Annotated in this window: 17 protein-coding genes and 1 pseudogene; 8 read left to right on the plus strand and 10 right to left on the minus strand. The window is 48.2% G+C overall.

Annotation, left to right across the window (positions count from 1 at the left end):
* Positions 1-307: 307 nt before the first annotated feature.
* Together PGS25_RS13410 and PGS25_RS13415 are read left to right on the plus strand one after the other, a co-directional pair.
* Positions 308-1,069, plus strand: a complete 762-nt coding sequence (locus tag PGS25_RS13410) for a ParA family protein (RefSeq protein ID WP_270419060.1) — start codon at positions 308-310, stop codon at positions 1,067-1,069.
* Positions 1,069-1,374, plus strand: coding sequence for a hypothetical protein (locus tag PGS25_RS13415; protein WP_270419061.1), 306 nt, complete (start codon positions 1,069-1,071; stop codon positions 1,372-1,374). The genes PGS25_RS13410 and PGS25_RS13415 overlap by 1 nt, the downstream gene beginning before the upstream one ends.
* A gap of 433 nt (positions 1,375-1,807) precedes the next feature.
* On the opposite strand, the gene PGS25_RS13420 is transcribed toward PGS25_RS13415, so the two are convergent.
* On the minus strand, positions 1,808-3,016 hold the full coding sequence (locus tag PGS25_RS13420; protein ID WP_270419062.1) for a hypothetical protein: 1,209 nt from the start codon (positions 3,014-3,016) through the stop codon (positions 1,808-1,810).
* Positions 3,017-4,118: 1,102 nt separating this feature from the next.
* On the opposite strand from PGS25_RS13420, the gene ssb reads away from it, so the two are divergent.
* The 3 genes from ssb (at position 4,119) to PGS25_RS13435 (ending at position 6,886) form a co-directional block, all read left to right on the plus strand.
* Positions 4,119-4,862, plus strand: coding sequence for a single-stranded DNA-binding protein (ssb, locus tag PGS25_RS13425; protein ID WP_270419063.1), 744 nt, complete (start codon positions 4,119-4,121; stop codon positions 4,860-4,862).
* Between the two features lie 99 nt (positions 4,863-4,961).
* Entirely contained in the window at positions 4,962-5,279 is a 318-nt protein-coding gene (locus PGS25_RS13430) for a hypothetical protein (RefSeq protein WP_270419064.1), read from the plus strand.
* A 368-nt stretch (positions 5,280-5,647) separates the two neighbouring features.
* Positions 5,648-6,886: an excisionase gene (locus PGS25_RS13435; RefSeq protein WP_270419065.1), complete on the plus strand. Its 1,239-nt coding sequence runs from the start codon at positions 5,648-5,650 to the stop codon at positions 6,884-6,886.
* Positions 6,887-7,024: 138 nt separating this feature from the next.
* Here the strand turns inward: PGS25_RS13435 and PGS25_RS13440 are convergent, their stop codons facing one another.
* The 6 genes from PGS25_RS13440 to PGS25_RS13465 form a co-directional block, all read right to left on the minus strand.
* Positions 7,025-7,495, minus strand: coding sequence for a toprim domain-containing protein (locus tag PGS25_RS13440; RefSeq protein ID WP_270419067.1), 471 nt, complete (start codon positions 7,493-7,495; stop codon positions 7,025-7,027).
* A complete protein-coding gene (locus PGS25_RS13445; RefSeq protein WP_270419068.1) occupies positions 7,443-8,000 on the minus strand; it encodes a DUF3991 domain-containing protein in 558 nt (185 codons plus the stop codon). Before PGS25_RS13445 ends, PGS25_RS13440 begins: the two co-directional genes overlap by 53 nt.
* Positions 7,969-8,241, minus strand: a complete 273-nt coding sequence (locus PGS25_RS13450) for a hypothetical protein (protein WP_270419070.1) — start codon at positions 8,239-8,241, stop codon at positions 7,969-7,971. Before PGS25_RS13450 ends, PGS25_RS13445 begins: the two co-directional genes overlap by 32 nt.
* Positions 8,242-8,703: 462 nt before the next feature.
* Positions 8,704-11,124 carry an S-layer homology domain-containing protein gene (locus PGS25_RS13455; protein ID WP_270419072.1) on the minus strand — a complete coding sequence of 807 codons (2,421 nt, stop codon included), beginning with the start codon at positions 11,122-11,124 and terminating at the stop codon, positions 8,704-8,706.
* 224 nt (positions 11,125-11,348) lie between these two features.
* Positions 11,349-12,029 (minus strand): copper amine oxidase N-terminal domain-containing protein, encoded by a 681-nt coding sequence (locus PGS25_RS13460; RefSeq protein WP_270419074.1) that lies wholly within the window; start codon positions 12,027-12,029, stop codon positions 11,349-11,351.
* A 148-nt stretch (positions 12,030-12,177) separates the two neighbouring features.
* Positions 12,178-13,365, minus strand: a complete 1,188-nt coding sequence (locus PGS25_RS13465) for a nuclease-related domain-containing protein (protein ID WP_270419076.1) — start codon at positions 13,363-13,365, stop codon at positions 12,178-12,180.
* 314 nt (positions 13,366-13,679) lie between these two features.
* Here PGS25_RS13465 and PGS25_RS13470 point away from each other — a divergent pair, with 314 nt between their 5' ends.
* Both PGS25_RS13470 and PGS25_RS13475 read left to right on the plus strand, forming a co-directional pair.
* Positions 13,680-14,285: a recombinase family protein gene (locus PGS25_RS13470; RefSeq protein ID WP_270419085.1), complete on the plus strand. Its 606-nt coding sequence runs from the start codon at positions 13,680-13,682 to the stop codon at positions 14,283-14,285.
* Positions 14,286-14,586: 301 nt separating this feature from the next.
* Positions 14,587-19,005: an S-layer homology domain-containing protein gene (locus tag PGS25_RS13475; RefSeq protein ID WP_270419078.1), complete on the plus strand. Its 4,419-nt coding sequence runs from the start codon at positions 14,587-14,589 to the stop codon at positions 19,003-19,005.
* Positions 19,006-19,178: 173 nt separating this feature from the next.
* Here the strand turns inward: PGS25_RS13475 and PGS25_RS13480 are convergent, their stop codons facing one another.
* Together PGS25_RS13480 and PGS25_RS13485 are read right to left on the minus strand one after the other, a co-directional pair.
* Entirely contained in the window at positions 19,179-20,747 is a 1,569-nt protein-coding gene (locus tag PGS25_RS13480) for an RNA polymerase sigma factor (RefSeq protein ID WP_270419079.1), read from the minus strand.
* Between the two features lie 18 nt (positions 20,748-20,765).
* Entirely contained in the window at positions 20,766-22,052 is a 1,287-nt protein-coding gene (locus PGS25_RS13485) for a stalk domain-containing protein (RefSeq protein WP_270419081.1), read from the minus strand.
* A 340-nt stretch (positions 22,053-22,392) separates the two neighbouring features.
* Between PGS25_RS13485 and PGS25_RS15775 the strand changes: the two are divergent.
* Positions 22,393-22,565 (plus strand): annotated as a pseudogene (locus tag PGS25_RS15775) (transposase); the annotation flags it as partial.
* Between the two features lie 268 nt (positions 22,566-22,833).
* Here PGS25_RS15775 and PGS25_RS13495 read toward each other — a convergent pair.
* A partial coding sequence (locus tag PGS25_RS13495) for a sugar phosphate isomerase/epimerase family protein (protein WP_270419082.1) occupies positions 22,834-23,677 on the minus strand: 844 nt, incomplete at its 5' end.

Below are 23,677 nucleotides of genomic sequence, written 5' to 3' on the forward strand. Positions count from 1 at the left end.
TGTGTATACACAATGCTATTACATAATATTTATATGTAATTTTATTATATCTATATATAATGTAATGTTTCTACACATATAATTACATCGACATGAGCTGTAATCTTTCAAATTTCGCATATAGATCGAAAATATCCTATTCACACGCTAAATATCAAAGTTTTATTATGAATATAGGTAAATTTCTTGACTTCGATATAGGAACGTGGTACAGTATAAAATATACAGCATAATATTACACATACTTATAAAAATTACATAATTATATTGTGTAATTGAATTACATCATTTGGGAGGAAAATCCGGTATGACAATACTTGCAATCGCCAACCAGAAAGGCGGCGTCGGCAAAACAACGACGGCCTGTACCCTGGCATATATGGCTGCACATGACGGGAAACGTGTTCTGTTGATCGATGCCGATGCGCAGTGCAACAGCACGGATACGAGCCGCGCACAGAGCGACGGCGTCAGCACGCTGTATGATCTCATTATCAATAAGGACAGCGATAATTGCGTACAGCATACTCCCTACGGTTATGACATTATCGCCGGTGATCCCCTTCTGCGGGATGCTGATAAAATGCTCAGTGGTTTTGCTGATGTGTTTGTTCTGAAAGAGCAGATGGAGGCCGCAAAGCTCGATTACGATCTAATCATCATCGACACACCGCCGGCACTCGGCACTCTGCTGATGGCTTCTCTTACCGCAGCTACAACCGTCCTCGTCCCTATGACTGCCGACCGCTATGCGGCTCAGGGCATCAGCCGTCTGGCGCGAAGCATCGCTGACACACAGAAGTATACCAATCAAGGCCTGTCGTGCTGCGGTGTACTGCTGACACGCAAGGGCCGTCCGACTACGCTTTCCCGAGAGATCGAAGCCGGTCTTCCCGAGCTTGCAGAGCAGCTTGGTACGACTGTACTCGAAACCGCAATCCGCGAAACCGTGCGTGTTCGTGAAGCACAGGCGGCACGTCAGCCGCTTATGGAATGGAATGATACTTGTACTGCGGCACAGGATTATCGTGCGCTGTACGATGAACTGAAACGAAAGGGTGTATTGTAATGGCGAAGAATATCGCAAGCGAAAATATTTTTGACGGACTGAAGGGCGGACCGGCAGCAGCCCAGAAAACCGTTCCGGTACAGGAAGCCACACCAGCCACACCTGCTCCGGTCAAGCCGGAAAACGAAATCAAGGTAACACCGCGCAACGATAAAAACCGTACCGCACGCGCTCAGATCGTTCTTACGCCGGAACTGAAGCAGCGTGCTGTAAAGGTCGCGCAGCATACCGGAGTCAGCTTTAATGAACTGGTTAATCAGCTGCTCGAACAGTATTGCGCAGTAGTAGAAAACAAGCAGGACTAAAACATAATTCTGAGAAAAAAGCCGAGATACGCTTTTCAATAGTGTATCTCGACTTTTTTGCTGTAAAATAATATGTATAAATATTACATATTAAAATTGCATGATAATAATATATATAAATATTATGTAATATCATTGTGTAATTTTTTTACTTATTCTCTTGTCTGAACGGCCAAAGGTTTTAGACGAGAAGTTTTATTTAAGAGTATTAGGTAGAGAAATTTTTATTATACTATGCCGTTTTGCAACTACTCAAAATCCATAGAACCTATTACCATCATATCGTAAATTGAGTACCCTATAAAAATAGGGTAATGCTGAAACTAATAAAAAGCAGACGGAACTTTGAAGCCGCCTGCAAGTAATTTTGAAGGATATTAAGTTTTGTACACACGATAACCAGCCATGACGCTTGTCATGGCTGACTATGTACTTAATCCTGGTACTCGCCGCGAGCGATCTCTTCTTCGCGGCGGCGCCGCCTGTCCTGGACCTGCGCGATCCATGCCAGCTCCCAGTCGGCAAGCGGCTTGTCCGGCGCTTCGTCGGCAGGGGAGGCGTCCGTGCTACACTGCTTTTCGAGGAAGTCGAACAGCGCGGTCTGTAAGTAGGCGGCCGGGTTTTTGATGCGGCTGAAATCCAGCGTGGTGCTGTCGAGGAAGCGCTCCACGCTTTCCGGGGAAATCATCTGCGCGACAGTTTCGCGACGCTCCTGCGTGATCTCAGCGCCCTTGATGAACAGCTTGTCCGCGTACTTGATATTATAGACCGCTGTCACAACCGTTCCGGTCAAGTCGTTTCCGAACCGCCCGCGGAGCGCATCGGCGTTCAGCTGCTGCTCGATCTGTCTGCGCTCCTTGCGGCGCACGGCGCGCGGCTTGTCCTTTTTCTGGATAGACACGTTCTTGCGGATGCGGGAAACGCGCTTTTTGAGCTTCTCGAGGAAATCACCGATGGTTGCAATCGTGGAAACCGAGCCGTCAACGTGGTAGTTGGTCAGATACGGCGTTTCCAGATCGGGCGTCTCGCAGATCTCATACTCGTATGTCCAGCGGTTTTCCTCACCGGCCGGATGGCGGTGCTGCTTGAGCAGACCGGAAATCTTGAAGCGCTTCCAGAGTGTCGAGAAATGTTTTACTTTTTCCATGCAGAACGCGCGGATTCCCTCGGGACGGAGAACAAAGTCGGGAATTTTCATCAGATGGCTGACGAGCGCGAACAGACCCTTGCTCGCGAGGGAAATGGTTTTATCGCGCAGAACCGCAGTGGCAATGTTCGTGTAGTCGCGCTGGGCGTCGGAAATGCAGATAACGTCGCCGTTCGGGCGGTCGATGGCCGGGGAATAGACGAAGTCGACCGGCGCGGACGGGTGCTGCATCAGATTGTAGACATGACAGAACGCACCATTTTCCGACTGGGAGAAATAGTGCTGCAAATATCCCTTTTGCTTGAGCTCCTTCCACGCCGCGTTCAGCAGGTAGCCGCTGTCCGAGCAGGCATAGCCGAGACGGCGCTTGCTCAGCGCGAAATCCGGCAGGCCGACAAAAGACTTGATGACGGCAAACAGACCCTTGGCGTTGAGGGAAAGCGTTCTGTCGCGCAGAACTTCGTTGTAGATTGTGGTGTAACCGGTCGTGGACATTGCCTTCCCTCCTTTCCATTGCTTCGTATTCGCAGAATAAACAAAAAATCGCTCGATGTTCTCACATCGAGCGACTGAAAATCCTTGTCTTAAATCGTACCAAAAATCGAAAATTCGTAATATTGCACAAGTAAAATGTGTCGTATCAGGTAGAAAAATTGATTTTTGTCGAAAAACGCGCGTCTTATTGACATAACCGCTTGTTGAATGTATAATAGTAATACAAGTAAACGGTATGCGCCATTTGGTAGTCATCGTGGAAAATGACGACTTATGTGCGCGTTAAAGGTCTCAGGGTTAAGGTGAGATCCGACCGCCCGCTGGTGTGGATTACCAAGTGGCGGATATCGTTTATGAAAGAGCTGGTGTCGCCAAACGCCGGCTCTTTTGTTTTCTGTAATTAAGAATACCATGCTTACGAGGAAAAGTCAATCTAAATCGGAAAATACGGGAAAGATATGGTTCGTCGATAAAAAACTTCAAATTTTGAGTGAGTACTTACCGCCGCTGATCTGTGGACTGGATCGGCGGCGTTTTTTTGTGTTTGTGATATTTTTCACGCAATAATAGGAAAGACGGATTAGGTGACTGACGTCTTAAAATAGGATTGGAATATGGTAACGGATCTGCGTTTATCGGGCAGGAGTTCCTAGAGGTAAGACACAAACAGCGACGATGAGAGCCTTCAAAGCTATATACTATACACATAATTATTATGTGATATGATTATGTATGAAATATACATTATATATTACATTGTTAATATACATAATAAATTACATATAATAATTATGTAATTATAATGAACCGTAATCACTAGAAAAGTTGTGCGTTTTGTGCGCATAAGATGTGATACACTCTAAACTGGGCGAAGGCCTACAGGAGCGCCGCATATACGAAGTGCGGACCCTTTGTGTGGTTGTGCGCCGGAAACACACCCAATTTTTTGTCCACTTAGGGGTAGTGCTTTCCACTTCCGGCGCATACCAGTTATTTTATATGTTAATCTGCAAAGTTACAGCACTGGCAGCCGATGGCTTTCCGTGCTGTTTTTTTATGCCGTATTCAGAAATGATCGGCTTTTGACGAGGAGGAGGACACCATGAGCAGCGGTGTATCAATCAACCATATCATTCTGATGGGCCGTCTGACGGACGAACCGGAACAGCGTTGGACGAAAAGCAGCCGACCGGTGACAACGTTTCGTCTTGCGGTCGATCGCCGCGCGAACACAGAAATTACGGATTTTATCCCCTGCGTGGCATATGGCGCACAAGCTGAATTTTCGGCGCAGTGGTTGAGCAAGGGAACACTTGCTATTGTAATTGGGCAGCTTATCTCACATTCGTGGACAGATAAAAACGGGAAGATACATCTGGATTTCGAGGTACAGTGCGATAAGGTGCAGTTTGGAGAAACCAAGAAACAGCGCAATACGCGCGAACAGGAACAGACACAACAGCAGCTTCCAGAGAATGCGCCTGAGCGCAGCGGTCTGCAAATTGTTGCAGTGAATACGCTTACGGGAGATGTACTTTCTAATGCTGCTTATGATGTGTATACGATGGACGGTATTCTGATTAGCCAGCGCAACAGCACAGGTACGGACGGGGGTGTTTCCATTGTAGGCCTGTCGGCAGGGGAGTATCTGATTACCGAGGTGAAAGAGCCTGACGGCTTTCGTGCTGTCACGCGTTCAGTCAGTGTAAAGCTGGAACCGGGTATTAACCATTCGGTCACATTTCCGCATAGTGAGGTGCCTGCGGGTGCGCCTCATTCTTCAATCATGGTCTATGATGAAATGCCGGAAGGATATGACGATGATGATGTAGACAGTATGATTTGAGGGCAGCGTGTTTACTTCGAAATATTCACAAAAACGGTCGATGAAAAAATGTGGTAACGTGTTTCTCTAACCACATTAAAAAACAGAAGGTGAACCGTTATGACAAAAAGAGAATTAGAGCAGCTTACTCTGCTCAACAAAGAGATCGGCCGTGATCTGGAGCGCCTGCATGAACTTCATGCTGTGCTGACAGGCTGTGCATCGTCTATCAGCGGACTGCCACATATCGGCGTACTGAGGGACAGGGACAGGACAGGGCAGTTTGTATCGACGATTGAACTTTTGCAGGATACTATTGTGGAGCGTGTTCTGGATAGTGTGACGCTGTACATCCAAATCAATGCATTTATCAACAGCATTGATGACCCTATGATTCGGCAGATCATCGCATTGCGCTATCTGGATGGTCTATCGTGACGGCAAGTCAGCCAGAAAATCGGAAGCGGTATCTCGGTCAGCGGTGTGCGCATGATGCTGACACGGTATCTGGCTACAGAAAATCAGCTGTAATACAAGAATGTAATAAATATATGTAATATTATTGCGTATGTGTAAAAATATTGTATAGTTAATATATATCGTTTAACAACATTATATAATTGCATTATTTTATTACACAATAAAGTAACATATACGAATGATAAATCTGGTGTCGAAACGGTGCAGTCTTGAAGGCTGCACCGTTTTTTTATTATAGATGAATGGTGGAAAAGTACAAATCTGTTGGATTGAAAGCGCGTCATATCTCTGGTATAATTTGAACATGAAGGCGAGGAGCTGATAAAATGGCAGACAAGAAGCAATACACGCTGATGCACAAAAATATTCCGGTAGCAGATATAGAGCTCGATGAGGCGACCTGTGCAATTTCTGCGATCGGTCCTGTCTATGAAGCATCGCATATTCCGGTGGGGACGCCGGTGAAAAAAGGCGTCATCGACCGTGCCGCGCTGAATGACTGGTGGAAAGGGCGCGCTATTCCTGCGAGCCGTTCTGGCATCAAAAACGCACTGCTGGAACTGAACCTTGCCACAACGCAGAAGCTGCTGGATAAATGTCTGGGACTCAGCCTTTCTGATCAGTACTGGATTCGTCCGATTCATTCCGATATTCAGTGGTCTGAGATCAATTTCTTTGAGCATTCTTTTTCGGAAGATGTGGGAAATATTCTGTTCGGACGAGGATCGTCCAGCGCGCAGATGAGTCTGATGTCGCCGGATAACACTTCGGACGGCTGGCTGAAAAAGAAATGGAAGATCATAGACGGAAAACGCTGTCTGATTAAGGGAGGAAGCGGTGCAACCCAGCAGGAGCCGTATAATGAGGTTCTGGCAAGCCGGATTATGGAGCGGCTGAGTATTCCACACGTTCCTTACAGGCTGCTGGTAGAGGACGATTACCCATACAGTGTGTGTGAGGATTTCATTACGCCGCAGACCGAGCTGATTTCCGCATGGTATATCATGCAGACGATGAAGAAGCCGAACAATGTCTCTGTTTATCAGCATTATCTGAACTGCTGTGAAGCGGCAGGTATTCCGGGGATTCGAGATTCTCTCGACCGCATGATGGTAGTAGATTATCTGATTGCCAACGAAGACCGGCACCAGAACAATTTCGGTGTTGTCCGCAATGCAGAAACGCTGGAATATCTCGGCGCGGCTCCGCTTTTCGACAGCGGCACCTCGCTCTGGTTTGATAAGCCGACAGCAATGATCGGCAGCAAGGAAAAACTGAGCTGCAAGCCGTTCAAGAACAGCCATAAGGAACAGATTAAGCTGGTCACCTCTTTTGACTGGCTCGATCTCAATGCCCTTCAGGGGATTGAGGAAGAACTGCGAGAGCTGGTTCGGGGATCGCTGTTTATCGATGAGGCGCGGTGCGACGCGCTTTGCAGAGCGCTCAAAGGTAGAGTTGATGCGCTGACAGATATTGTGAACACGCAGAGAACGGTCTACGCTGTCAGCGACTGTCGCGACGATGTGAAAGAGGATGTTACTTACAGTGGCTCGGAAAAAGATTGACAATGTATTTTTATTACATAATATAAATGTGCAATAAAAATATGTAATAATACTGCGCATATGCAATCAAAGAGTGTAGTAAGTATATGTGTTTTTGTTACATAATATAATTACATATGCTTGCGAAAGTTGTAACCTTTAGCGTGATAAAGTGCTTTCGCGCGTCCCGCGCGAGGGTGAATTTTTTCCGTTTTGCAGCTTAACACAAAGCTGATCGTTGAAATCTTTCACTTTCGGCACACAGCACTTTATCTCAAATCTTTCGGGATACCGCTGGCGCAGCATTGTGAAAATTCTGCGCGCTGCGGTCTGTCCGGCTGCGTCGTTATCGAAACAAAGAACGACCCGCTTAAAAGAAAAATTGTTAAGCGTTCGCTCCAGCGCGACTGGCAACTTACACTCCGATGCCGTCACGCCGCCGAGTGCAAGATAGTTATCTTTCTTCCAATCCAGGCCTCCAAACTTCCGCAGTGTTGCGACCGAAAGTGCGTCGATTGCCGCTTCACAAACGAACAAGGTTTTACCGCTGCCGCGTAGAAAAAATCCGTAACTTTTATCACTGCCGGTTGCTTCTTGACGGAAGTGTGAACCGGTGAGCGTCCCACGCATTGTTATTTTCGTCCTTGCCAACGAACACAGCATTGTGGTGCTGTGCGTCCTCATACAGCAGGTCATACTTGATGCAGTGGTTGACGATTTCCGCTGCAATGCCGCGCGACCGATGCAGGTACGCGAACACGCGGCGATTGCCATGATTCTTTGGCGGCAGAGCGAACGCTGCGCGCTCAGGCGGCTTTGCTTTGCACTCTGCCTGCGTGGCAGGGATCATCTTAAAATCTTCACCAGCCAGCGTGCGTACTGCATCTTGAAAGCTCATGCCATGAACGGCTTGAAGAAAGCCGATTGCATCGCCGCCACCCTTGTTCTGTGAGAACCAGTTCCACCGACCATCTGCTGAGATACGCATACTGTCATGAGATTTCAGTGTCCATGACTGACCAATGCGTTTCAGCTCTCCGGGCGGCTCATACTGCTGCAAGAACTGCACAAGGTCAATGCTGCGTGCGCGTTCGATCTGCTCGTCAGTCACGCGGCGGTTCGCGTTCGTTGTCATGCGCATTTCCTCCGTCCTTAATATCTGCCGACGGGCGCTCTGCTACTAACAGGTCAAGCAGCGTCTGCGCATCGTCATAGGTTGGTGCAATCTCACTGATCTTTTCAAGCAGAGCGCGTTCCTGCAACTGTTTGCGTTTCTCGGTAAGCTGCGAGAGTTTCTCTTGATACGCTTTGATTTTGGTCTGCACTTTCAAAATATCAGTTTCTATGCGTTTGATCTGGTCACTGGTACTTGCCATATACAATCCCTCCTTTCGTTGTTTTCTCATGCGTCAGTATTGAGCCGCTGACGCTCGCTGTTATCTTCCTTTTATCCTAACGGAGTTCAACTTCCGGCGCTTGCTTCACAGGAGCGCACCCATGCTGTTAGATTTTCAAACTGCACAGCGGAGGATTTGCAGATTCAACAACGCCAGATTTTTCATGAACTAAAATGCTTTCTGCAAAAAGCCTCCACTATACACTGAAAAAGCAGGGGGTTGTTACATTATTTTACGTTTGTTCATAGTTTATTTACAATTCCGCGCGATTTATCAGATATGATGTACGGTAACTCCGCAAAAACGGGCAAAAGAAAAAGACCGGATTACTCCGGTCTAGTTTTCTCATTAAAATATGGTGGGTACTATGTCACTTTCTGTAGATTTTTGTTTGAACATTTTCCCCTTCATTTTTTCGTGCTGTTTCGCTCCAGCCATGTTTTACTCATCGACTGACACAGCCTGACTGTCTGCATAGCTGACGGTTACGCAGTAGCTCTCCGTTTTGTTGGATTGAGGATTATAATTGAAATGAGAGTCCGTTTTCGTGTAATCGGTACCGGCTGTCATGCCGTCAACGGTATAACCCTCGCGAAATACTTCCCACGAAGCCCACACGATATAGTTCGGTGTACTGCCGGACTCGAAATATTCATCCGGGATAGGAACTGTGATTCTGGTTTCGTGATTGCGCACACCCTCTTCAAACACAGGAATCCATCGCGCAATCTCATTATCTTCCCAGCGCTTGCTGTAAATCTCTACCGTCGTCCCTCTGTACGTTAAACCATAATCAGAACTCGTATAGCCGGAAAAAGCATAATCCCTTGCCTGCATCTTTTTGCAGGCAGCAGCTATAATCTCATACGAATAGTCCGGGCAGTCATAGGTAAACTTTGCTTGATTGCCATGCTCTGTGCCGTCTATGATCGCCTGCTGCAGCTCCTGTATTAGCGACTCTACCTGTCTGTCCGTCTCCGCCTTCTGGTCATTTTCGCGGCGCTTGAGTTCATCCCATATATCGTGACGCCAATATTTCAGATGCCAGCGCTTGTCCTCTGTCTGGTTAGGGCTCTCGATGCCGTTTCGTGTTACAGCAGGCTCATATACAGACATATCAAACGTCCTATATGCCTCCAACACAAGCTGATGTAGCTCATAATTATCGGGCAGATAAACATAATAGTCCACATCATCATACGAAATATCCGAAGCATTTTTCAGAGACTCCGCATCCGGATACGCTCTTGCATCGAGTTGCTTTCTGATTTCAGCCTGAATGTTCCGGATCGTCTGCTCGCGTTCCTGTTCCTGCTGCTTGTTCTCTGCTTCCTGCTGTTTTTTCAATTCCTCTTGTTTCTTTGCCTCTTCCTGCTGCTTCAGTTCTTCCTGACGCTTCAATTCATCCTGACGCTGCTGCTCCTCCTGCTGTTTGCGGCGTTCTTCCTCTTCTTTGCGGCGCTGCTCTTCCTGCGCTTCCGCGATTGGATCATAGGTATCGTATTTGGTGCTGGTGCATTTGATACTGCTGTTCCACGATTTATGCTCATGGCTGCGCATATATTTGTCACTGCGAAGAAAATAGGTATAGCAAAGACGTCCCTTTTCATCAGGCACCGGATCATCCCATGTCGTGTCTACATGATACCATTCGCCATCGATTTGAACGATATTCCATGCATGATCACCGTTTGATGCGGTTGTTCCCGCCACGTAATAAGACGGTATGCCAGCCTCGGTCAGCAACGCTTGATATGCGCGCGCGTATCCAGCACATACAGCAATATGATTGACCAGTGCACCGGTTGCCGTATAGGATGCAGCTGGGATTGTGTCATTCAGGTAATTCACAATGTCATATTCGCAGTTAAGAACCAGATAATCGTGCAGTGCCTTGGCCTTGTCAAAATCGCTCATGCCAGAGGTCACATTGTCCTTGACGATCTCCTTGACGAGACTGTTGAACTTGGTGTCTTTTTCTCGTCTCTCCTTAACTTCTGCGACACTGTATTGATAGTGTACCTGTATCCATGCCGGCGTACCATCCGTTTCAGCACCGGTACTGATGCTTGCGATATAATACGGGTTTTGGTCTGCCCGACTGTCATACAGGCTGTCCAGTATTTCTCTGAACTGCTTACTATCTACACGGAAAGAAGAAACATCAATTTTCGTTTCTACATTCTCGAAAGCATGAATAATCGTTGCTTTCAGATTGTCCAGTTCGGTGCCGGAAAGCACCTTGGCATCCGCAGGCCGTTCTTCGTACCGCTTGAGAAATGTGACGATCTGGGCGCGTGTGCAGCTTTCAGCAGGAGAAAAGCAGTTGTCCGATGTACCGGACGTAATTTCCTTTTGTCTTGCCCAGTGAACCGCATTATAGTAGTATGATTTCTCCGATACATCCGTAAATACAAAATATCCCGCTAATTTCGGATTACCTGCCTGTTTATACAGAAAACAAGCCATCTGGGCACGGCTGACCGGCTCGTTTGGTGCGAACTGCGTTGCTGATATGCCAGAAGTAATATTGTTCTGAACAGCCCACAGTACCGCATTATAGTAATAATCCGTAGATTTCACATCAGTAAACGGATTATTAGCGCTTACCTTAGGCGATCCTGCCGCACGCCACATAAACGTGACCGTTTGCGCACGGGTACAGATACCGCTCGGATCAAAATGGTTCGCATCCGTGCCGGAAGTAATTCCCTTGGACACAGCCCAATCCACAGCGCTTTTATAATAAGCACTGTTCGGCACATCTGCAAACGCTGCCTGTGCACCGCTGACCATTACTGCGGCTGTGCAAACTGCCACTGCTGCTAGACGAATGCTGGATTTTTTATTTCGTTTATTCATAGTATTTCTCTCTTTTTCTGTGATTTCCCTCATTTTCAACAGTATAGTTTATTGTCTGCAACTCGATTATATATCCATATTTATCCGCTGTCAAATCAATCTCTGCGAGACACACTGCATCAACTGCTATGCAGATTTTTTCGCCATCATGCTGGAGACCATTCGGTAAGAAGCCGCTGTTTTTCCAACACGATGGCGCTATGTAGTATTTATATTGAACTCAATTATCTGTGGAATGTGATATTGCCGATACCGTATGCACCGACACCGCGCATGTCGATTTTGAGCTGCAGACCATGGTTCAGCGGCAGCGTGATATGCCTGGTCTGCATATCGCCGGTCAGATTACAGGTGTCAATCAATTCATCATCGACAAAGAAGTTCAGCGTTTTGTCATCTGTGCTGCAGTTATCCTGATGTCCAACATCCATGGAAACGCTGGAGTATTCACCGTTCAGATTATACAGCGCAATACCATGATCGAACCATCCGGCCGTAAATCCCTGCGAATACGGCACACCCATCATGTAAAAGGATTTACCTTTTTCGGGCTTGTACAGCGTCAGACTACTCGTCTGATACGGCTCCATATACACGTCCCCCGACTCGTTCGGTGTTGCGCCAAGATAAACGGTCCGAGAATTGCCGTCCCATTTCACCTTTTTACCGACAGCACTGCCTACCGCGCGGACCGGCAGATAGGTGGTCCCGTTGTAGATGAACGGTTCTACCGTTTTGCCGTTTGCATCTTTGGGCACGACCGTCTGACCATCTACAACCAGCTTGATGTCGCTGTACTCGACGCGGATGTTTTTATAGATCGTATTCGCAGCCAGCGCTGTGCTGCTGACCATTCCTGCACAGAGAACCAGTGCGGCAAATCGCTTAAAGATCGTTTTTTTCATTTTGTTTTCCTCCTGTTTTATCGTTTGTCAATATTGTGATTATAATATTTGGTATCGGGTATTTATTGTTTTCAGCATCCATTTTGAGCAATCGCCGGATAAACTCGTAATAGGTCATGCTGTCACCGCCGTTCTATGGCGACGCAGATTATTCTGCGTTCTGACCTGCATTCTGCTCATAGTCCCGGCGGATATTGTCCTGAAGGAGCTTTTCCAGAGAAGAGTATGCAGGGCCATGCTCCTTAATCCGAAAAGCCGGATCGGCATAGAACATACCGTCAATATTATTGCGATAGGTTCGATAGTAGCCATTATCGCGGCAAACGGTATCCCATTCCCATTCGATTGATCTGGGCGTCATCTGACGGGTACCATGTGCATTGTAGTATTTCACCGGATGAGAATAAGCGCCCTGATTCTGCATAACGGCACGCTGCTGCAGCATATCCTCGTACTGCTCACGAGAATAGTGTGCAACTGGCTCTAGAACATCTGCGATACAGTTCACATCCTCACGGGAAAGGTGGGCACCTCCGGTAAACTTCTTCAGGTTCTTGGTTTTAAAGCGAACAGGATGCATCATCATATAACCATCCGGATGGGGCACAAAATTCATTTTATCTGTTTTCATGCCCAGTGCGAGTATAACGGTGTTATAAAGATGCTCAAAGACTTTTTCATATGTTTCGTCTGTCAGTTTCTCGTACAGGTATTCCTGCAGATAATTGCAGTGCGTGATATTCTGCACCAGTGGATTTTTTACTTCGTTGATGGTATTTCCTAATTTCTGCTGAAGCGTCGGGGCGGTCGCGTTGCCGATCAGCTCGCCGTTCCATGCCTTCGCCTCAATTACGAAAATACCGGCCTCACAGACCATGACAACGTCAATCTCATTGAAATCGCCATCCTTTTTAGGAATGACCACATTGTTCAGAATACGTCCGTACATGCGATGTCTGCGCAGATTGGCTTCGCAGGCCATCGTTGCGCAGTACTCGCCGTACAGGCCAAGGTCTTCCAGAACTTCACGCGGTTTGATTCCAGTGTTTCGATACCACGCTCTGTGATTGTAAAACAGGTTGTACCACAGGCGTGAGAACGAGAACAGCATGCGGAACAGAAAAATGTAAACTGCCAGCAACACTGTCAATGTAACAATACGCTGCGGCCACGAATACAAGGTATAGTGGAACAGATCGTTAATTGTCAACGGCAGTGTGACGAAGGAATACAGCAGAACTGCCAGCAGTAAAGCGGCTTTCCATGTAAACTGCGTACCTCTTTCTGTTCCGGCCAGTGCTGCGCGGGGGAAAATGCTGCGAATTATAAACCTCATTTTTTAACATCTCCTTATTTTGTGTTCGAGTTTTTTCGCCTTCTGATTACTTAGTAACAGCTGGGTCCCCGCAGGTTTTATGAATTTCAAAAAATTTTTATTTTTTTGAGAACAAAAGTAAATGTGAAACTGATTTACACGATATAAGCATAGCGGCGGCGAGAAACAATCCTCGTCGCCGCTGCGCTTATATCGTTTTTTAGCGTAGATAGAAGAAAAAATCGCAAAGATTCTGTGAGCAAATGCAGTTGCTCATTGCAAAAACAGTAACTATCCGTTTATATCGAAAGTGAAAGGATGTGAACAATGACAAAATGGCTATTTACGGCTATATCCGCGTTTCGACCAGAGAACAGAATGAAGACCGGCAAGTCATTGCCTTGCACGAAGTCGGCGTGCCGGAGAAAAACATTTATATGGATAAGCAGTCCGGCAAAGACTTCAACCGGCCGCAATATAAAAAACTGCTGCGGAAAATGAAAAAAGACGATCTTCTCTGCATTAAGAGTATAGACCGTCTGGGACGCAATTATGAAGAAATATTGGCGCAGTGGCGGATTCTTACGAAAGATAAAGGCATCGACATTATGGTTTTGGATATGCCACTGCTAGACACCCGGCGAGGAAAGGATCTGATGGGAACCTTCCTCAGCGATATCGTATTACAAGTGTTGTCCTTTGTTGCGGAAAACGAACGTGTTAATATCCGCCAGCGGCAAGCAGAAGGTATCGCGGCTGCAAAAGCGAAAGGTGTACGGTTTGGAAGAGTGCCAAAACCATTGCCCCCTAATTTCCACACCGTCTACCAACGCTGGAAGCACGGTGAAATTACCGGAACGGCAGCTGCAAAAGAATGCGAACTGCCGCTCTCTACATTTCGTTATCGAGCAAAAATCTATCAAAACGCCAAGTCATCGTAAGAAATGTATTTTTTACAAGAATGTGTACTTTTTTGTTAGTCGAGGTTTACATTGTGTAAGATATACAATTAATAGTAGTAATTACTATGCAACAGTGCTATAATAGAGAAAGATTATAAGCAGTTGAGCTGCCGAAAAGTACACCTTTTGACATCTTGTAACTGCCCTTGCACAGAAGGAGGAAAGCACAGCATCAATGCGGCGGACGAAAGAACTGCCGCGCAAGATCAGAAACCTGTCAGGATATTGCCTCAGTGGCCTCGCCTTGGCAGGTATTACTATGTGTAAAGGAGCATTTAATGTGAAAACGAAATTATTGTCATGGCTGTTGACACTGAGTCTGCTCATGACCATGCTTCCGACCGCTGCGTTTGCGGCAGACGGAACTTCTGAAAACACCTATGAGGTGTCGATCGCTAAAGAACTCAGCACCGTGCTGACGCAGATTGCGACAAGCGCCGATACCGAAGCGACCATTGTGCTGAAAGCGGACATAACGCTTTCCAACGACGCTACAAGCGGATATATTTCATCTTTTGGTGCGAAGGGCAAGCATATTACTGTGAAAAGCGATGAGGGAGAAATGAAGAAGCTCTCCTTTCCTTCTTATGGTGTTCTGACCGGTGACTGCACCTTTGATAATGTCAATGTGACCGGCAGCAGACTGTTCTGCAACGGTTACCGGACGATCTTCACCGAAAACGGTCAGATCCATTTAAGCGAAACACTCTATGGCGGCGGTTACAAAACAACAGTAGACAGCACCTATGTGGTGATTGCGGCAAGCGGTTATATTAACCCGTCCTCTTCCAGTGGTCTGCACGATGTGATCGGCGGCTCCTATCAAGGCTCCGTTAAGGGTGACACCTACTTGGAGATCACGGGCGATATTCAAATGCAGAGCGGCAACCATCTGAACCCCGGCTGCATGAAGGGCGACGGCAGCAGCGGCGATAGCAGGGATGTGCCCGATGTCTATGTCGGCGGCAATGCTACGCTGATTTATGACAACAAGAATAGTACCGCTACCGCGTCTCCTGCAATTGAAGGCACATACGGCTGCGAAATGAAGGGAGATGTCACGCTGGATGTTCGTGCAGGCCGTGTAGCGGGCATTGTCGGTACGGAGGCCCCGGTGGATGAATCCATCATTCGCGGTAATCTGCACATCATTGCAGGCAATCCTACTTATGAGAATACCGATCGGGTTCTGCGGTTAGGTGGCAACTGGGCGATTATTGGCGCAGGTCATCTTTTTGCAGCCATGCCCGGTGCTGTGGGCAATTATGCCATCAATGGCAATATTGTAATCGACACCTATGAAAATGTATGGGCATGGGACAAAGGAACTGAGCCCGACTCGGATGATCTGCCGGAAATCTACGGAGCCTTGCGCGGTGACGTAGGCGGTAATATTACGATCAATGCCCACGGTTCTCACATACAGAATATTTTCGGAGCAAGTGATTCAGAGGTTCAAGGCTCTGTTACGGTCAATGCAACCGATGTTGAGCTGAAAAACAGCTACTATGATACTGAATATGATGAAGGCTATATTTTCGGTCTGTGGGAAAGAGGTATCCCAGCTACCGCGGTCGGCCCTGTGACCGTAACGGTAAACGGCGGCGATGTGGGTCTTGTGATGGCTACCGATCAAGAAACTGTACCGGCGGGGTCTTCCATCAATGTCACCGGAAAGCCGAAAATCCGCACCGGTATCCGCGGAACGCAGGCAAGCTCCTACTCGACCGAATTCCCGGTTGCCAATGTCTATGACTGTGAGACAACCATTCCGTTCATCAAGGGAATGTCGCAAGTTAATATCACAAACAATTCCGCAGTGACTGCCCATATTATGACCAGCAATGCCGGCTTGATGGTAGAGGAAGGCAGCACCTTGACCACGGATAACGGTCAGGTCTGGATTTGGGGCAATACTGTCATTAACGGTACCTGGGAGCAGCTGCACAGCCAGACCGACGATTACAACGATATTTTTGTCAACGGCACTACGCAAATCGGCTCCAACGGCCATCTGATCAATCACGGCACAAGCAACCTGAGTGGTGCGGTAACCAACAATGGCGTAATGGCGCTGATGGGACCGGCTTATTTGCAAAATGATTACACCGCAACTAACGGTGAACTGCGTCTGCCGGCAGTAGCGCCCGGTGAAAACTACGATACCGGTACAATTCCGGTAGAAATAAAGGGCCTTTCCACCGGCACCACCACGGTCAACACGGTGGACCCCGCTGATTGGCAGACTCTGAAAAAGCCTGCACTTGGTGACAACTACATTCTTTCCAAGAAAAACACCGATTCCCCCACACAGGATGTGTTTGTATTGGGGAATGCCGATGCCGTGGGAGACGGCTGGTTCCTCAAGCGCATGGCCGATGCCTATGGTACGGACGATAACTATATGTGGCAGGTGGCAAACGGTATCCGCGTCATCTTCGATAAGAACGGCGGCGACACCGAAGCCTCTCCGCGTATTATGTCGCAGGAGAAGGTTGCAGGCAGTGCAAACCATTTTGACCTGCCGACGACCAATCCGACCCGTACCGGCTACCTGTTCAATGGCTGGAACACCAAGGCTGATGGTGCAGGTGCGGTATTTACCGCTGAAACCGACGTAACCGACAACATGACGGTTTACGCGCAGTGGAAGCCGGATGAAGCGTATGCCGTTAAAATCGCACCGATGAACCTGACGGTTTATGTCGGCGGTGACGGCTATAGCGGTGTTATTGGCAGCGATGGTAAATTCTCGACTAACGATCTGCCGGAAATCGGCTTTTATCTGACCTTGCCAGACGATGTGAATGCCATGCTTGGCGGTACTGTCGATAAACCGATAGATTTGAGCAACAAACTGCGGTTGACGTATGATGATGACAACGGCACGACTCGAAGCTGGAGCTTGAAGCTCTACGGCGATGAGAGCATGAGCCATGTTACGGAGAACGGGCACAAGGTTTACATCTATAAACTGATGTCCAGTCAAATCGATGGCACTGAGGAAAAGGTTCCGGCGCGTGTTCAGTTCACCCGTGCAGACGGCTCTGTTATGGTAGACAGTGAGTTCAAGGCACTTCTGAACGACCAGTTCCGTAACTACAAAATCAGTTTCTATCCCGGTCAGCTTGACGAGAGTATCTACAAAGCAACCTTCACGACTACAGACGGACGGACGCTCACCCGTCCGATCAAACTGGGCACCGGTACGCTGAAAGTACGCGGCAACACGGATGAAACCTACCGTGCCATTGAAGAAAATACCACACCGAGCGTTGACCCGCAGGAAAAGGATATCATGCTTGTCAGCACTGCACAAACAGACACGCAGTATTATATCAATAACAGCGGTATCAACGTACCCTCCTCTGACGGTGTAAAACTGATGGTCGATCACAGTCTGGATGATGCACTTTTAAGTGCGTACATCAATCGAACCTCCAACACCGAAGGCAAGTATTCATATCAGTTCCGCTATCTCGATCTGGTTGATACCTCAAACGGCAATACCTACGTTACCATGGGTGCTGGTCAGAAAATGAACCTGTACTGGCCGGTCCCCAGCGATGCAAAGTCAAACTCTGAGTTCCATATCATCCACTTTAAGGGCATCGACCGCGACAGTAATGCCGATGTCAACGATTTGCTGACAACTCGTATCCCGGAAAACTTGACCTGTGAAAAGGTTACGATCGATGGTCAGCAGTTCATTAAATTCACGACAGACAGTTTCTCTCCGTTTGCACTGTTGTATGAGAAATCAGCCTCCTCCGGCGGCAGTTCTTCCGGCGGCGGAAGCAGCAGCTCCTCTAAGTACACACTGCATTATGAGTCCAACGGAGGCACTTCTTATAAGGACGAAAGCTATTCCTCCGGCACGACCGTTACGCTGGACAAGGCTCCCACCCGTGAAAGCTACACCTTCACCGGCTGGTACGCCGACAAAGCGCTGACTGACAAGATCACCAATGTGAAAATGACGGGCAACAAGACGGTCTATGCAGGCTGGGAGGCTACCGGTGTGCCGGATATGCTGAACGGCGATGACCACTACGCCTATGTAGTCGGTTACTCCGATGGCACTGTCCGTCCGAACGCGAACATCAGCCGCGCCGAAGTCGCTACCATCTTCTTCAGACTGCTCAAGGAGGAAGTGCGTGATGGCAATCTCACCGCTGAAAATACATTTGCTGATGTAACGGATGGACAGTGGCACAACAAGGCGATTTCCACGATGGCGAAACTGGGTGTCGTTAAGGGACGCAATGCTGAAGCTTTCGACCCGGATGCTCCCATTACCCGCGCCGAGTTTGCAACGATCTGCGCTCGTTTCGATAAGACCCAGATCAGCACCAGCAGTAACTTCACGGATATTTCCGGTCACTGGGCAGAAAAGTACATCGAGAGAGCCGCAACACTGGGCTGGATCGCAGGCTATCCTGACGGAACGTTCCGCCCCAGCAACTACATCACCCGCGCAGAGGCAATGACGATGATCAACCGCGTGCTCTGCCGTATGCCGCAAAGTGAGGATGACCTGCTGAACGACATGACCGTTTGGCCGGATAATAAACCGAGCGACTGGCATTATCTCGCCGTTCAGGAGGCGACCAACAGCCACGACTTCGACCGCAAAGGCGAGGTCAACGAGAAGTGGACGAAGCTGACGAAAGCGCCGGATTGGACGCGGTATCAGTAAAAAGTGAAAACGACAGACAGGAAATTTAGTACAATAGCGTTAAGCTATTCTGGCTCATTGGGTGTCTCTCTGAGCAAAAAATCCACATCGCACGCTTTTCTTTGTGGGGATGTTTGACGGTTACGAACAAAAACAGGCTGCTTTTCAGCAGCCTGTTTTCGTGTTATGGGAAGTTACGCGTTTTCGTCGTAAACTTCAATGTCACAGTATTGGTGAGCGATCAAACCGCCCGTTCGTGTTACCTTACAGGTAAGAAATGTCCGACCCGGAGCTAATGTTTTGAATGTACAGCAATATTCGCCGCTATCCGAAATGTGCGGGATTGCTTCGACAATGGATGGATCATCCACAATCCATTCGACTTTTTCGATGGTATCGTAGTAAGTTATTCCATCGGTAATTAGAGGATCAGGGACATCCTCCGGTGCAACAACAGGATGAGTATAATTTTGCAAAACAACACAGTTGACTTGACCCGAGTCGGTTACAGAAGGCGTTTGAGGGGTTTCAATACCCACCGGCAGTTCGATCCAATTATCATATACGGGAGCTATTTCATAATAGTATGCAAATTCAAAATGAGCGGTGTCTGCATAATCGCCCCATCGAACTGTCAGGTCAGAAGTGCCTCGTTTACCCTGTCCTGTAGACAATACCTCACCATTTGATGGATTATAGGTCATCAAAGTAGGATCGCTGATAGACCAGTCCAATTGATCAGTTGGAATTGCTTGGTTCGTTAAGATGCTGTACGGCTGAACACCCCCAATGCCCGCTACTTCCTCGGCCGCAATAACCATATGATGTGTGCCGATGTCTATTCCGTCAACAACTGATGTTGGTTCTGGAACGGGCGCTGGCTTGTTGAAAATCATAATGCCGGCTACTGCACTTCCGGCAACGGCAACCGCCACTGCTGCTGCAATTCCTTTATGCGCTGCAACGCCAGCGGCTGTTTTGGCGGAGCCTGCTGTTGCAGCAGCCGAGCCGGAAGCAGTCGCGGTAGTTGCACTTGAAGCAGCTATACCACCCGCAGCCGTTGCCGCAGAAACCGCAGACTTTGCAAGCTTCTGCAGTGCCTCTGCAGAAATATGGCAGGCCGATGCGTCCTCGCGGAGAAAATACAGCAGGAACGGCAGAATAGAGATGCTGTAGAGCTTTGTACCCTTCTTCTCGTAATCTTCCACGCCGATTTTGATCGCTTTGCGCGCATAATTCAAACGGCTTTTTACGGTGTTTTCGGAAACATTCAGTGTTGCCGCGATATCCTTGACGCTCATCTCCTCATAATAGTAGAGCAGCACGCATTCGCGCTGTGCGTCCGGCAATGCGTCAATCAAATCCATGATCATGCGGCGGGTTTCGTCGTTGTCGAGAGCTTTTTCCGGTGCTTTCTGCTCGTCGATATCTTCGAACGTATCAAAAAGGCTGTTTCCGTCCTCATCGTCAACCACCTGTACCTCTTTTTTGTGTGGACCGCGATTGAGAGCGTTGCGGCACATATTTGCAGTAATGCCGCCGATCCAGGAATAGAACGCGCCATCATTCTGCAGCTTATCCAGACTGGTCAACATGGTAATGAGGACTTCCTGCGTAATATCCAGCGCATCCTGCTCACTGCGCAGCATTTTCAGCGCGTAATAGTAGATGCGATCCTGTGTGTCGAGCACCAGCTGCTCCTGTGCGGCCAAATCACCAGTGCGGCAGCGCGACAGAATTTCGCTCATATCTTTTGAGGGCATACAGAGACCTCCTGAAACTTATATGTCCTTGTGACTGCCGATGTATACGCTGTAGCTCGCGCCATCCCATGCAACAGCCTGATCGAGTGCATTTGCAACGGCACGAACCGGCAGATAGGTCGTGCCCTTGTAAAGCAGCACGTCAACCGTCTTGCCGTTGACGTCGGTCGGAACAATCAGCTTGTCGTTTACATAGACCTTAACCCCGGTTTCAACAGCCAGCTTTTCCATTCGACGTTTCGCATTGTACTCGCCCGAGGCCTTGCCGCCCAGAATGGACGACTGCGAGTTGGCGATAGCTTTCAGCTTGGAAAGTGCGATTTCCGGTGCGGGAGCCAGTTTGTCGAGGGTATTATTCTGATGTCCATCCGTATTATAGCTGCTAAAGGTCACCTGATATTCCTTTGCAGAGTAATGCAGTTTGTCGAATTCTTTCCAATCGTTTTCTGTATCAATTACTTCATTAGTAAACAAATCTGTATCCCATACTCTTACTGACTCATAATCCCAATCTTCATAGTGCCAGATGCCTTTCGTCTGCCACTGACCATTCACTACAGTCTCTATCCGCTCTGTTGAATATGCTTTATTATTTCCTGCCAAATCACCATTGCTCATCCATACTAAATAATACTTTCCATTCTGAGAAGCTATATGCAGCATTCGCGGGAAATTACGAGAATCATTCTGTGTAAAGATAAACGGTACTTCGTCTTCCACCAACTTTACGACAGAAGACCCATTCCATGCGTAAACCATATACTTACTGGACGCATTTGTACCATGCTTATCCCACTGGTCAGCTGGAATCTTGTCCTTCGTATTGCAAACACAAAGCAGTTCTTCGTTTCCGTCACCGTCAAAATCAATCAGCATAGCCGTCACCAGACCGCTGACGATACTGCCGTTGGCAGCACGCTTGCCGTACTTGCTCTGCAGCTGTTCGATGACCGAAACATACGCTTTCGCGCGGTTTACCGCATTCTGGTCCACCTTATGCTCACCGAGATACGCACTGGACGTCGTTCCATCCCATGCGATCGGCACATTGAGCGCCGCAGATACCGCGCGAATCGGCAGATAAGTCGTACCATTATACAGCATTGGCTCTACCGGATTGCCGTTTGCGTCACCCGGATTGAGCTTCTGGTCATCCACATAAACCGTAACACCACGCTCTACGGTAATGTTCTTCTGCGTCAGCGCGGACGCAAACGGCATACTCATCACCAGTGCTGCACCCAGCAGACCAGCGGTCAGCCGCTTGCCGAATATTTTCATCGTTTGATTTTCATGCTTGTTCATACTTTTTCTCCCCTTTTGGACGAAAGCCCTGAATATAACCTGATTATACCACAGTTTCCGACTATTTACTATTCTCATTGCATTCAATACATGGATAGGATATCATGAATTTACATTGACACGAAACAGGATAAGGGGTATGAAAATGAAAAAAAGACTGATCTCCATTGCAATGGCGGCTGTTATGGCGGTCGGAAGTATTCCGGCGGCAGGCGCACTGCTTGATGGCTTCAACAATCCGTGATCCCTTTTCCGGAGCCTCATGACAGCGCTGCGATGTGATTGACTCCTACGCCAACCGCTTTCCGAAAGCGGTTCAGTGCCTTGAAGACGGATTGGAAGATTGAATCGTGAAATTCGGAGACGTACCAGCGTGGTCGGAATCTTTCCAATGAAAGTTCCTATGTTCGCCTGGTGACAACGTATCTCATGGAATACGCTGAGGACTGGTCTGTCTCCAGAGCTTATCTCGGTCAGGAATCCATTGCGGCAACACTGACCACTGCAGCCTAACTTCATTTTTCAGGAGCCTTGTTGTGAACTTTACTTGACGCGGTCCATTCTTAACACCTTTCTGCTACCTCATTAGTTTATTGGACACAAACTAATGGTAGCTGTTATTGGGGGTGCTGACAATGGCTCATTTTTTGTGCCATCGGGGTGCTCACATTTTGGAGCTCTTTTGCTCGACTTTTATTTTACCGAAAACACCGGAGGCTTCCACGCAAAAAAAGAGTGGAAAGCTCTTCACTCTCCACTCTTAAATCTTCACTCTGTGAAATCAGTCAGCCCAGTACTTCGCAACATGTGCCTTGGTAACCTCAGCGGCCTTCTTGATATTCTCCTCGTTGGACAGCTTGTAGTAGTCCGGACGGAACACCTCCATGGTGCAAACGTCGCCTTCAAAGCCGATCTTCTTGAGGGTATCTGCGTAACGCTTGTGGTCGAGGCAGTCGCCCGGCTCGCCCGGCCACAGACGCTTCTCGTCGTTGTTGTAAGCAGCGCCGCACGGCATATTCTCCATGCCGTTCAGGTGCCATACGAAAATCTTCTTGCCGTCAGCCTTCTCGAGAGCAGCCCACTCGGAAGCCATTGCATGGAAGTGGTACTGGTCGAGGGTGATGCCGACGAGCGGATGATCTACCTCGGTAACGATGTCGTAAGCGTACTCAAAGCGGTTGATGGACATGGTCGGTGCGCCGCAGAACTCGATGGACAGCTTGATGCCGTGCGGCTCAACCTTCTTTACCATCTCCTTGAGGACTGCAACAGCATCAGCCTTGATCTCGTCAACGGTAGCCGGAACGGTCAGGTCCATGGACGGAACAACAACGATCATCTTGCAGCCCAGCTTGTTGCAGTCTGCGATGATCTGATCCAACTTTGCCATAACGGCGTCCTTTTCCTCCTGGGTCTGCTTCATGTTGAAGAAGATCAGAGCGTTGTAGGACAGCATCTTCAGGTGGTGCTTCGGGTCAGCGAACCAAGCGCCGAGATCATCGATGGTGTACTTGCCGGCAGCGATCTCGCGGTCGAGGCACTCGGACTGGATGTCGATGTAGTCAAAGCCGTACTTCTCGCACAGATCGAGATCTTCAAGTACGGAGTGGTTTTTGCAGAAACGG

Origin of the sequence: Butyricicoccus sp. AM78-15b2TA, from assembly GCF_027665985.1 — a bacterium.
In the GTDB taxonomy this organism is placed as follows: domain Bacteria; phylum Bacillota; class Clostridia; order Oscillospirales; family Butyricicoccaceae; genus Agathobaculum; species Agathobaculum butyriciproducens.

What these genes read in the sequence shown, in the direction of transcription:
- PGS25_RS13410 (WP_270419060.1), top strand. Translation starts at nt 308, where the DNA reads ATGACAATACTTGCAATCGCCAACCAGAAAGGCGGCGTCGGCAAAACA.
- PGS25_RS13415 (WP_270419061.1), top strand. Translation starts at nt 1,069, where the DNA reads ATGGCGAAGAATATCGCAAGCGAAAATATTTTTGACGGACTGAAGGGC.
- PGS25_RS13420 (WP_270419062.1), bottom strand. Translation starts at nt 3,016, where the DNA reads ATGTCCACGACCGGTTACACCACAATCTACAACGAAGTTCTGCGCGAC.
- ssb (WP_270419063.1), top strand. Translation starts at nt 4,119, where the DNA reads ATGAGCAGCGGTGTATCAATCAACCATATCATTCTGATGGGCCGTCTG.
- PGS25_RS13430 (WP_270419064.1), top strand. Translation starts at nt 4,962, where the DNA reads ATGACAAAAAGAGAATTAGAGCAGCTTACTCTGCTCAACAAAGAGATC.
- PGS25_RS13435 (WP_270419065.1), top strand. Translation starts at nt 5,648, where the DNA reads ATGGCAGACAAGAAGCAATACACGCTGATGCACAAAAATATTCCGGTA.
- PGS25_RS13440 (WP_270419067.1), bottom strand. Translation starts at nt 7,495, where the DNA reads ATGCGTGGGACGCTCACCGGTTCACACTTCCGTCAAGAAGCAACCGGC.
- PGS25_RS13445 (WP_270419068.1), bottom strand. Translation starts at nt 8,000, where the DNA reads ATGACAACGAACGCGAACCGCCGCGTGACTGACGAGCAGATCGAACGC.
- PGS25_RS13450 (WP_270419070.1), bottom strand. Translation starts at nt 8,241, where the DNA reads ATGGCAAGTACCAGTGACCAGATCAAACGCATAGAAACTGATATTTTG.
- PGS25_RS13455 (WP_270419072.1), bottom strand. Translation starts at nt 11,124, where the DNA reads ATGAATAAACGAAATAAAAAATCCAGCATTCGTCTAGCAGCAGTGGCA.
- PGS25_RS13460 (WP_270419074.1), bottom strand. Translation starts at nt 12,029, where the DNA reads ATGAAAAAAACGATCTTTAAGCGATTTGCCGCACTGGTTCTCTGTGCA.
- PGS25_RS13465 (WP_270419076.1), bottom strand. Translation starts at nt 13,365, where the DNA reads ATGAGGTTTATAATTCGCAGCATTTTCCCCCGCGCAGCACTGGCCGGA.
- PGS25_RS13470 (WP_270419085.1), top strand. Translation starts at nt 13,680, where the DNA reads ATGGCTATTTACGGCTATATCCGCGTTTCGACCAGAGAACAGAATGAA.
- PGS25_RS13480 (WP_270419079.1), bottom strand. Translation starts at nt 20,747, where the DNA reads ATGCCCTCAAAAGATATGAGCGAAATTCTGTCGCGCTGCCGCACTGGT.
- PGS25_RS13485 (WP_270419081.1), bottom strand. Translation starts at nt 22,052, where the DNA reads ATGAACAAGCATGAAAATCAAACGATGAAAATATTCGGCAAGCGGCTG.